This window comes from Lentibacillus sp. (assembly GCF_035301675.1).
Classification (GTDB): domain Bacteria; phylum Bacillota; class Bacilli; order Bacillales; family Amphibacillaceae; genus Lentibacillus.
Map to the genome: position 1 here is coordinate 68945 of NZ_DATGTT010000044.1, position 10839 is coordinate 79783.

General features: G+C 40.9%; 14 protein-coding genes. 7 read left to right on the forward strand and 7 right to left on the reverse strand.

The genetic code is table 11. From position 1 onward, the window contains the following. The first annotated feature begins 41 nt into the window (after positions 1–41). The 3 genes from VK097_RS06730 to VK097_RS06740 all read left to right on the forward strand — a co-directional run bounded on the left by VK097_RS06730 (position 42) and on the right by VK097_RS06740 (position 1870). Positions 42–611 carry a GbsR/MarR family transcriptional regulator gene (locus VK097_RS06730; protein WP_324211038.1) on the forward strand — a complete coding sequence of 190 codons (570 nt, stop codon included), beginning with the start codon at positions 42–44 and terminating at the stop codon, positions 609–611. A 36-nt stretch (positions 612–647) separates the two neighbouring features. Further along, positions 648–1595 (forward strand): 3'-5' exoribonuclease YhaM, encoded by a 948-nt coding sequence (gene yhaM, locus VK097_RS06735; RefSeq protein ID WP_324211039.1) that lies wholly within the window; start codon positions 648–650, stop codon positions 1593–1595. Between the two features lie 80 nt (positions 1596–1675). Further along, positions 1676–1870, forward strand: a complete 195-nt coding sequence (locus tag VK097_RS06740) for a sporulation YhaL family protein (RefSeq protein ID WP_324211040.1) — start codon at positions 1676–1678, stop codon at positions 1868–1870. Between the two features lie 155 nt (positions 1871–2025). On the opposite strand, the gene VK097_RS06745 is transcribed toward VK097_RS06740, so the two are convergent. The 3 genes from VK097_RS06745 to VK097_RS06755 form a co-directional block, all read right to left on the reverse strand. After that, on the reverse strand, positions 2026–3006 hold the full coding sequence (locus VK097_RS06745) for a peptidylprolyl isomerase (RefSeq protein WP_324211041.1): 981 nt from the start codon (positions 3004–3006) through the stop codon (positions 2026–2028). Positions 3007–3094: 88 nt separating this feature from the next. Beyond that, a complete protein-coding gene (locus VK097_RS06750; RefSeq protein WP_324211042.1) occupies positions 3095–3286 on the reverse strand; it encodes a hypothetical protein in 192 nt (63 codons plus the stop codon). A 108-nt stretch (positions 3287–3394) separates the two neighbouring features. Next, complete coding sequence (locus tag VK097_RS06755) at positions 3395–3952, reverse strand: DUF3267 domain-containing protein (protein ID WP_324211043.1); 558 nt, start codon at positions 3950–3952, stop codon at positions 3395–3397. A gap of 182 nt (positions 3953–4134) precedes the next feature. Between VK097_RS06755 and VK097_RS06760 the strand changes: the two genes are divergently transcribed. Continuing rightward, complete coding sequence (locus tag VK097_RS06760) at positions 4135–4467, forward strand: DUF1878 family protein (RefSeq protein WP_324211044.1); 333 nt, start codon at positions 4135–4137, stop codon at positions 4465–4467. Positions 4468–4529: 62 nt separating this feature from the next. Here VK097_RS06760 and VK097_RS06765 read toward each other — a convergent pair whose 3' ends face one another. After that, positions 4530–5003, reverse strand: a complete 474-nt coding sequence (locus VK097_RS06765) for a GbsR/MarR family transcriptional regulator (protein WP_324211045.1) — start codon at positions 5001–5003, stop codon at positions 4530–4532. A gap of 495 nt (positions 5004–5498) precedes the next feature. On the opposite strand from VK097_RS06765, the gene VK097_RS06770 reads away from it, so the two are divergent. The 3 genes from VK097_RS06770 to VK097_RS06780 all read left to right on the forward strand — a co-directional run bounded on the left by VK097_RS06770 (position 5499) and on the right by VK097_RS06780 (position 8588). Then, entirely contained in the window at positions 5499–6713 is a 1215-nt protein-coding gene (locus VK097_RS06770) for a quaternary amine ABC transporter ATP-binding protein (RefSeq protein ID WP_324211046.1), read from the forward strand. Then, entirely contained in the window at positions 6706–7545 is an 840-nt protein-coding gene (locus VK097_RS06775) for an ABC transporter permease (protein ID WP_324211047.1), read from the forward strand. Before VK097_RS06770 ends, VK097_RS06775 begins: the two co-directional genes overlap by 8 nt. 83 nt (positions 7546–7628) lie before the next feature. Then, complete coding sequence (locus VK097_RS06780) at positions 7629–8588, forward strand: glycine betaine ABC transporter substrate-binding protein (RefSeq protein ID WP_324211048.1); 960 nt, start codon at positions 7629–7631, stop codon at positions 8586–8588. 140 nt (positions 8589–8728) lie between these two features. Here VK097_RS06780 and VK097_RS06785 read toward each other — a convergent pair whose 3' ends face one another. The 3 genes from VK097_RS06785 to VK097_RS06795 form a co-directional block, all read right to left on the reverse strand. Next, positions 8729–9085 (reverse strand): YtxH domain-containing protein, encoded by a 357-nt coding sequence (locus VK097_RS06785; RefSeq protein WP_324211049.1) that lies wholly within the window; start codon positions 9083–9085, stop codon positions 8729–8731. A 144-nt stretch (positions 9086–9229) separates the two neighbouring features. Continuing rightward, positions 9230–9751, reverse strand: a complete 522-nt coding sequence (locus VK097_RS06790) for a tryptophan transporter (protein ID WP_324211050.1) — start codon at positions 9749–9751, stop codon at positions 9230–9232. A 260-nt stretch (positions 9752–10011) separates the two neighbouring features. Next, the gene (locus tag VK097_RS06795; protein WP_324211051.1) at positions 10012–10437 is read right to left on the reverse strand and encodes an HIT family protein; all 426 of its coding nucleotides are present in this window, start codon (positions 10435–10437) and stop codon (positions 10012–10014) included. Positions 10438–10839: the final 402 nt, after the last annotated feature.

The following is a 10839-nucleotide window of genomic DNA, read 5'->3' on the forward strand; positions in this document are numbered from 1 at the left end:
GTCAGTCACAACCTCTTATAATAGCTTCTGGAGGGATTTCTTTGACTAATGATCACAATTATTCAATCGAAGAAGAAAAATATGAAAAAACAATTGAACAATTTATCCAGGTCATCGCCAAGAATATGAGTTTATACGGGATAACCTCTTCAGTAGGCAGGCTGTACGGTGTCCTTTATTTTTCAGATGCCCCGATGACACTGGATGATATGCGTGATGCTTTGGAGATGAGCAAAACCAGCATGTCGACAGGTGTCCGTGCACTATCGGATATGAAAATGGTGGAATCGACTTTCAAACGAGGGATCCGAAAAGATTTATATCAGTCAGAGGAAGACTGGTATAAATCGTTCACCTCATTATTTGCCAATCGCTGGAAGCATCATACCGAAACCAATATTGAAGAGGCGGAGGAGGCCATCTTCGAATTAAACAGAATAGCAGAGAAAACAGCAGATCAACAGCTTAAGGACAAGATAGACCGTGATATTGAAAGGCTCAGGTATGCACAGGATTATTACAGCTGGCTGATGCAGTTCATTCATATGGTTGAATCAGGCAAAATATTTGAATACATACCAAAGAATACGCCAGAAGAAGAAAATAAGTAAATTGAACATTTGGCAGTCTAGAAGGGGGAGGTACGATTGAAAAAGGGGATAGGACATTACAGCATCGGTGACCCATTTGATAGCTTTATTTTAATCAAGTCCGCATCACGGGGGGTCGCCAGTAACGGAAAGCCGTTTTTAACATTAATACTGCGTGATGCAACCGGTGAAATCGAAGCAAAACTCTGGGATATTACAAAAGAGGATGAGGCAGTATTTGTACCTGAACAGATTGTCAAACTCTCCGGCGAAGTCAATCAGTTCAGAGGAAAACCACAGTTAAAAATCTTCACCATCCGGCCTTCTCAGACGACAGATGGGGTACAGGTTTCCGATTTCGTCGAGAAAGCGCCTGTTAATAAAGATACACTTATGGAAAAATTGACAGAAGCCATTTTTGAGATGCAAAATCCGTCACTGCAACGGATTGTACGGGCTTTGATTAAAAAGTATCAGGAGGCGTTGCTGACATACCCTGCAGCAACAAAAAACCATCATGAATATGTGTCAGGACTGGCACATCATATCGTAAGTATGCTTGCACTTGCAAAAGAGCTTCACGTATTATATCCCGAAACGAATAAGGATTTATTGTATGCCGGCGTTATACTGCACGATCTTGGAAAGGTGAAAGAACTTTCGGGCGTGGTGACGACATCGTATACACTTGAAGGGAAGCTGATCGGGCATATTCCAATGATGGTGGAGGAAATTGGAAATACAGCCAAAGAGCTGCAAATTGACGGTGAAGAAGTATTGGTTTTACAGCATTTAATCCTTTCCCATCATGGAAAAGCAGAATGGGGAAGCCCCAAAGCTCCATTGATCAGAGAAGCGGAACTGCTGCATTTAATTGATCTGATTGACGCCCGGATGAATACATTGAATCGTGCGCTGGATAGAGTTAAGCCGGGCGAGTTCACAGAACGCTTATTTGCATTGGATAACCGCGCATTTTACAAACCGCTTTTTGAAGAAAAATAAAGATCGGCTCTTTCAACGGTTATGTTTGGGCCTCTTTCGTCATATACATGAAATAGATTCATGGACAAGGGGGATATAGCATGATTCTTGGAGTGCCTTGGTGGGTATTTATGATGATTCTTTTCATTTTCGTGAGCGGTTTCATGGCCTTTCGGGCAATAAGAGCAGAAAAACAACTTGAACAGCAATATATTGAACAGGAAGGCAAAATTTATATCGATCGGATCGAAGAGGAACGCAGGCAAAACCAGGAACGAAGACAGCCGTCACAATAAAGCGAAACTTCATTCCGTGGGGCGCTTTTCCCCACGGAATGTTAGTTGAGCAGAATCGGGGATTTAAGGTCAATTATCCGCGCCAACTTGCGTGGTAAATTTAACTCTAAAAAAACTGCGGATTCACAAAAAATGTGAATCCGCAGTTTTGTATATCATCCTTGACCTTCTTTGGACTTTTTATCATTTTTACCGGAATCTTGACCATCGCCGGAGCTTTGGTCATTACCTGACTTTTGGCCACTTTGGCTGGAGCCTTGTCCCTGTCCAGGTTTTTGTTGTTTGAATATGTCTTCCAAACCCTCTGCTTTAATGTTGACATCTGAATCCTGAATCATTTTGTTAATTTTCTGCTGCAGTGATTGAACATCAATGTTCTGGTTTATCAGGTTCCGGCGGATTGTTTCCTTATTTTCCTCGAATGAACCGATATCTTTCTCTGTTTCACGCTTGTCGGTGACTTTAATGATGTGAAAACCGTGTTGGGACTCAACCGGATCACTAACTGACCCTACTTCCATGCTATATGCCTTATCTTCAAATTCCGGCACCATATCACCTGCAGAGAAGTAGCCTAAGTCCCCGCCTTTTTTAGCAGATGCATTGTCTTTGGAGTTTTCTTTTGCCAATTTAGCGAAGTCGGTGCCATTTTCAAGTTTTGTTTTAATTTCTTTTGCTTTCTTTTTCTTATCTACCAGAATATGCTTCGCCTGAATTTCAGTTTTCATACGGTCATATCGTTGCTTCAGATCTTCCTCTTTAATGTCCATATCTTCAGATGCTGCTTCAAGCTGCAGCAGGCTGATCCGGATGGTTTCACGGTAGGCTTCCTCGTCCGGGAACCCTTGTTGCTGCAAGAACATTTCAAATTGATCACCTAATTGGTCTTTTGTTTTTTGTACTTCTTTATCGACCTGTTCGTCGGAGACATCATACTTGTCGTTTAGAACTTTTTTGGTAACCAGCTGACGAAGAACCTGTTTGCCCGATTGCGTCTTCATTTCCTGGTAAAATTCTTCTTTTGTAACATCTCCCGCACTTGTTTCGGCCACGGCTTCCGAGTCACTGCCGGAATTACAGGCGGTTAACGTTAAAATACTGGCTGTGAGACCTGCAGCAATTATTGATTTTTTCATTGTAAACACTCCTAGTTTAAATGTCGGTTTTTATTTGCTATTTTATAAATATAACATAAATTTATCCAAAAAAAATATGTCATAATGCCTATACTGTTGCATTTAATACTTTCACATAAGAGGATATGAGCAGTACCAGAATCATGATATTAATAACACGGAACATGGAAGATTGCTTTCTCTCTTTCATTTCCATCTTCGTGCAAAACTGCTGTGTAAGTGAATTGAATATAAAGAGCACAAAAATAGCATAAATAGGAAAAATAAGGAACATCGTCATTGCAAAACCCCCTTAATGCATGTGAAATTTCCCATACTTAATACTGTACCAAAAGATGCTTACCATGAACAGAGTAAAATTCCATTTCCATAACAAAAACGAAACCGGCTAACCAGCCGATTTCGTTTCATTCTTAACAAGAATTGTAATTTCATTATTTCGGTTTTCGACAAATGATTGCTTTGGTGCCTTTGCGATAGAAGAGATATACAGAAAGTCTGTATATGTCATGGCTATATGAGCGGCTGTGAATATGAGAAAATAAACATAGAATTCACTGAACAGATAAGCTGCTGTCATGCCAGGTATTGTAATCAGTATGGTTGGTGCAACTGCAGCTAACAATGAAGCTTTTTTTGTTAACTGTTTTTTTGTATAATAATTGATAATAGGAAACAAAATGGTGTTCCGTTTATAAATTAATCTGGCCCGTTTATTCATCATAATCAATGGTAAAATATGCATGAGCGAGTGTATGACCGGAAGACAACACACCATGATAATTAATGGAAGAATTCCGGATTCATTCATGCTGATTGTTCCGTGTTTAATGGAAAATGGTACATATAAAAAGATAAAAGCCAGCAGGCCAATCAAAAATGACTGCAGATACAACCTGTTTATCCCATACTCTTTATTGAAATTTATGATTTTCCAGCAACTCATTTTTGATCCCTCCTGTGATTTGTATATCTTTAGTCTGGATTTCCTCTAAGCATCATAGTACGTTAGATTATAAAAATCAATAGGTTTTTAATAAAATATATCGCCTTTTTTAAAAAGGATTTGAATGGCGGCATAAAAGGGATTGAATGCATCTGTAATCAATCGGTCTGGGGGTCTTTTTGTTGAAGAATACTGAGAAGAATGAAACAATAAACTTTTATCTTCAACTGTTATCGAGAACAATCGATACGAATCAATATCCATTTACCAGGATGGTTATCGTAAATAATGTTACCAAGGGTGAATTTGCGGATCTTTTAAACTTGCTGGAAAGTCTTCATCATCAGTACCTCATACAAAAAGAGGAAGGATTTTTGGATTTTACTTCCCTTTTAATACAATTTGCCGGAATGCTTAACGCGAAATTGGACCCGAATAAAACCATTTATGCATTAAAAAAAGAAGGATACTATCCTTCTTTAATGGAAGAGTTTATTAATGTGCTGGAAAGATGAATATTGGTGCTTCCGCAGCAGGGAAGGTGCCATGTTATGCGGATTTCCTCAAGTGTTGTGTCTTAGTTATGCTTAAGTTTTTGAAATGAGGAATCAATTTGTTCATGGAAATCAATGATCTCATTTAAACGCTTCACTATCGACGTGGGCTGTTCAGCATCATCATTATTAAGTTCCTGTTCTATTTTCTTAAGGGCATTTTTTTGATGAGTGGAGGCCTCAATCCACTTGTTCACATAATTGCTCATAAACTGTTTGAACAGCTGATTTTTTGCTTCATATAAATCTTTTCGTACGCCTTTTCTCCATACAAGCGTGACAAGTTTGGCATCATACAGACTGCGGATGCTTGTACTCATCGATGTTTTGCTTTTTCCCAGTGCCTCACTCATTTCGTCCAGCGTTTTTGGCTGTTCCTGCAAATATAAATAAACAAACAGTCGTGCTTCCAGCGGGCTTAGCCCAAACAATTCTATTGTTTTAGCAAACTCTAAAATAATGTCATATGCGGCATTTTCTGAAGTTGGATTTTGCATAATATCCTCCTAATGACCTGCTAAATAAAGATTACATCAAAACTATCAGGAATAAAAATATGGAAATGATAAGTAAATCAGAGAAAAGCAAAGCAAATACAAGAATGACCCGGAAAATTTTTATACAGTTTGAACTGTACAAAAAATATGTACAAAATTACCGGTATTTAATATTTGAAATTTAAACATGGTAGTAATATAGTATTAAGAGTGGACGATACGGGGTTAGTTAAATTTAACATTAAACCAAATTTCATGTTTGGGTCTTGTTTTATGAATTTAATCTGATGAAAAAGTTGCAGGACTTTAATCCTCGTTATACAAGCTGGCAAAAAGGAGGAAAAAGCAAACTCAGGCAGGCAGCTCTCATACAGGGGGGGCATCTTGTCATAGTTTCATAGTAAAAATGCTGACAGATAATTCGAACGTGAAAATCAAATCATGTAAACATTTTAGAGGAAAAAATAGAATTCCGAAATTAAGTGAGGTGAGAAAATGAGTAAAATCAAGGTGGATCGATTAACAAAGATTTTTGGCAGGCGCCCGAAACAAGCTGTCAAATACCTTGAAGAAAATAAATCAAAAGATGAAATACTTGAATTGACCGGGATGACAGTGGGCGTTAATCAGGCTTCATTTGATGTTGAAGATGGTGAAGTCTTTGTAATTATGGGGCTTTCCGGCAGTGGTAAATCCACTCTTGTACGAATGCTCAACCGTCTGATTGAACCAACTTCAGGTGCCGTTTGGCTTGATGATGATAACATAACAGAAATGAATAAAGAACAGCTTCGGAATCTTCGCAGAAAAAAGATGAGCATGGTTTTTCAAAACTTTGCACTTCTGCCGCATAAGACAATCCTGAAAAATGCTGAGTATGGCTTAGAAATTCAAGGAATAGACAAGGAAGAAAGGGAAAAAAGAGCGAGTGAAGCTCTGGAATTAGTTGGTCTGGGCGGCTATTTGGATAAGCGTCCGAGCGAACTTTCCGGCGGTATGCAACAGCGTGTCGGACTGGCCCGGGCACTTGCCAACGACCCGGAAATTCTTCTGATGGACGAGGCATTCAGTGCATTGGATCCATTGATTCGCAAAGATATGCAGGATGAATTGATGGACCTGCAGCAGCGGGTACACAAAACAATTATCTTTATTACACACGATTTGGACGAAGCACTAAGAATCGGTGACAGAATCGCTCTGATGAAAGACGGGAGCATCGTACAGGTCGGTACCGCCGAGGAGATTTTAATGGCGCCTGCCAACGACTATGTTGAACGCTTCGTGGAAGACGTTAATCTTGCGAATGTGCTTACAGCCGGTCACGTCATGAAACGGGCTGAAACAGTCGCAGTTGACCGGGGTCCTAATGTTGCCCTGAAGTTAATGAAAAATGACGGGATTTCAACCGTGTATGTGGTCGATAAAAAACAAAAATTGCTCGGCTACGTAACTGCAGATCAGGCCGCAGCAGCTGCAAAAGAGGGTAAAGGGCTGGAGGAGATACTTACATCTGACATTCCAACCGTTCATCCCGAAACGCTGCTGTCGGATTTATTTGAACCAATGTCTGATGACAAAGCACCGCTTTCAGTTGTTGATGATTCGGGCAAACTGGTAGGTATTGTCGTCAGAGGAGCAATTATCGGCGCTCTTGCCGGTGATGATGAAGTTATGAATGGAAACGGGGGTGAAGTAACAGATGGATAATTCAGGAACACTTTTCCCCAAACTTCCATTAGCACAATGGGTGGAATCGTTTGTTGATTTCCTGACTGCTTCTTTTTCGGTCGTTTTTGATACTATCTCATCAGTGATCGCATTTATTACCGAAAATTTTGTGGTGTTATTGGAATTTGTTCCGCCACTGTTGTTGATTGTTTTGATTGCACTCTTAGCGTGGTGGGTTGTGAATTGGAAACTCGGTCTATTTGCGCTTATTGGACTTGGGCTTATTAATAACCTTGGTTATTGGCCGGAAACTCTGGAAACAGTATCGCTGGTCATTATCTCTGTTGTCATTTCAATGATCATCGGTATCCCCATTGGTATCTGGATGTCACAGAAAGGCGCTGTACAAGCAATTGTGACACCAATACTTGACTTTATGCAGACGATGCCGGCCTTTGTTTACTTGATTCCGGCAGTCGTCTTCTTCAGCCTGGGTATGGTACCGGGGGTTGTAGCAACCATCATCTTCTCGATGCCGCCTACCGTCAGGCTGACAAACCTTGGTATCCGGCAGGTGGACGAAGAGCTGATAGAAGCATCCAATGCATTTGGTTCATCGACTGGCCAAAGACTGGGTAAAGTACAGATTCCACTTGCGATGCCTACTATCATGGCAGGTATTAACCAGACCATCATGCTTTCACTATCGATGGTTGTCATTGCCTCAATGGTTGGCGCTCCCGGCCTGGGTACGGTCGTCTACAGAGCTGTGACACAGGTAGCGATTGGACCGGGCTTTGAAGGTGGTTTGTCTCTTGTAATACTTGCGATGCTGCTTGACCGTATTACGCAGGGTGCAAGTAAGGATTAAGCATGTTACCTGGGGATCTGCATCATTTATGATGCGGAAACCCGAAACATATAAAAACATTATTTTAAGGAGGTCAATTTCTTATGTTTAAGAAATTTAGATTTTTAGGCTTAGCTGCGGCACTTGTGCTAGTTATTGCGCTGGCAGCATGCGGCGGCGGAGGCAGCGAAGAGGGGAGTGACAGCGACTCCGGCGACAGCGGCAGCAGTGACGGCGGCGATAGCAGCGGTGTGGAACTTGGTGAATCCGAATTGACTGTCCCTTACGTTTCATGGGCAGGCGCTATTGCTCGTACGCCTTTGGTTAAGCAAGTTCTGGAAGAAGTAGGCTACACTGTGGAAACGAAACAGGTTGATGCTGGTTCAATGTGGACTAGTGTTGCCAATGATGATTCATCATTTATGACAGCTTCATGGCTGCCGGCGACACACCAATCTTATTGGGATCAATACCAAAATGATGTGGAAGAAGTCAGTGTTTTCGTAGATAAAGCACCACTTGGAATGACAGTTCCATCATATATGGATGTTAGTTCCATTGAAGACTTGAAAGGCAATAAGGAATTGGGTGAAGCAACAGATTGGACAATTACCGGTATCGATCCTGGTGCCGGTGTCATGCAGAATACGCAAACAGCACTTGAGGAATACGGTTTGGAAAATTGGGAACTGCAATCAAGCTCTGAAGGTGCTATGCTGTCAGAACTGCAGACAAGAATTGAAAATGAAGAACCAATTATTGTTCCAGGCTGGAAACCGCATTGGATGTTTGAAGATATGGATCTGAAAATGCTTGAAGACTCTAAAGAAGTATATGGTGGTGAAGGTGACCGTATCTCAATGGTTGCACATAAAAGCTTCAAGGAAGACTCACCGGCAGCATATGAAATTCTCAAGCGTATGGGAGAAGATTATGGTACGGACATTGAGCAACAGCTGATGGTTGAAATCAATAACGGTGCAGATGCTGCTGATGTAGCAAGCCAATTCCTGGAGGACAACCCGGATCTACTTAAAAAATGGACAGAAGGTATTGGTGAATAATAATATACCAAATATAGAAAATAAAGCTGCCCCTTGAGAGGGCGGCTTTATTAATGTTAAATGTATTAAGATATAAAAACTCCCCTGAATTTTGTACCGAAAAATCGCAGAATTCAGGGGAGTTATTTGTATAAAACGATTTATTCTTTTACTTTATCTTCCAGATCTCTCAAACTTGATTCAATGTCTTCCAGGTATTGATGGATGCTTTCCTGGTGGGGCTCCACTGTTTTTTTCCAATCCTCTACAGAGCTTTTCATTTCCTGCGTCAATTCCCTGACGAGGACAGCACCTTCCTTGGAAGTTTTGGTAAGCTGTTCTTTTAGTTTGAGGCTGTCATTTTTCAGCTTTTCAAACAGCCCTTTCCATTCCGTACTTTGTTCTCTAGCACAACTCCGCAAATTTTTGCCCGATTCAGGTGTGCTTAGCAAAGTTGCAGCAGCACTAACTGCGCCCCCCAATATAATTCCGAGGAGTAATGATTTTCCCTTGCCCATAATGATTAACACTCCTTTCAAAGACTCGATGTATTTCTCTTTTGCCGGTTCAGGAAATGTAAAAACGTTATTATATTAGTGATTTTAAAAAACCCTCTGACAATTTGATTGTGCCAGAGGATTGATATTCTTGTCATCATGTGATCAGACGGTGCTGAGCGGCTGTGTCTGTTTTAAAATGTTCTGGACGATTGGATAAACAAGGATCATAAACACCGTATTCAACGCAGCTGCGGGCAGCACAATCGTTCCGAACAGTATGGGAAAAGCTCCTTCCATGAGCCCGATAATAAAGAGCGCCACGGTTATAAATATTGATCCGCTGATTATGGTTCCGATAGCTGTTAATACAGGGACATTTATTTTAACGTTTATACGGTCTTTAACCAGCAACAATAATCCGAAAAACAGTATCCCTGTAATTGGTTTATCGATCATGTTTGCTATCTGACCGCCCGGTGTCTGCGTCGTTAATGCAGAAATAACACCTGCCGCTACAGATAATACCAGAACGTATTTTGCCCTGGGGAACAGCATAATGCCCAAAAACATCATGGAAAGCAGCATGTCAGGCTTCATTCCGTAGATAAAAGGCGGGATGATAAAATGTAAAACAGCACCAATTCCCAATAACAACGATAAAAATACCAAAACTCTTGTATTCACTTTTATCTCTCCTCTTCTCAGCTAAACTATTTTGCACCTTCCAGACGTGCACTCATTGCCGTCTGCGAAAGCATAATCTTATTATAACAGAAATAGGTCAGGATAAACAGTATTAATTTTCTAATTATTACAGAGGGTATGAAAATGACACATTGAATTTCTTCGCGGTTCATGTATTTAAAAGCATACATTCACTCCTTGAAACAGTGCCACGTAGAACGTCCCGGTTCTTTCATCGAACTCCCGCTTACAGGAAGTTTTTAAATCGCTTCATTGATTTCTTTGGCAATTTGCTGCAGGTCTTCCTGTGAATAATCATCTTCATGAACTTGCCAATTGAGTGAGAAGCCATCATCTTTACCGTAGCGCGGCAGAAGGTGAATATGTAGGTGAAAGACTGACTGATCTGCAGGCTTCTCATTATTGTTTAGCAAGTTCATGCCGGCCGGTTTGTAGACTTTTTTGATTGCATCGGCAATTGCCGGGATACGTTTGAATAATTCACTTGCAACCTCAGGCGGTGTTTCATAAATATTTTTTGTATGAGTTTTCGGGATTACCAACGTATGCCCCTTTGTCACCTGGCTGATATCGAGGAATGCATAAACTGCTTCATCCTCATATACTTTTGCTGAGGGGATTTCTCCATCAATGATTTTGCAAAAAATACAGTCTTCATGCGCCATGCCAATCACTCCTATACTTCTTTTCATTCATTGTATAAAGAAACCGGGTGAAAAGTAAAGCTTAGTGAACCCATATATAAAAAGTTATATTGGGACGGGAGTCTCACCGAAGCCTTTCCTCCCGCCGGAGTCTCCGTATTTTTCCTTCGCTGATTTGAAGAAATTTCGCTTCCAGTCATTATGGATTCCATGGCGGAGGGCAGTTGACTTTGGGCGAAAAGCAACTGCCCGAAGCGGAAATCAACCCGGTCAACCATCGTAGTTTATGGATTTGTAACAACACAACAATCATTCAGAAAACAAAAAAATAAACAGGTCAGGCCCATTCTTTAGGTGGGCCTGCCTGCTTTAAGAAGCAAGCGGATGGCAAAGCATCTAACGTTTGGGGACTTGTTAACCGTC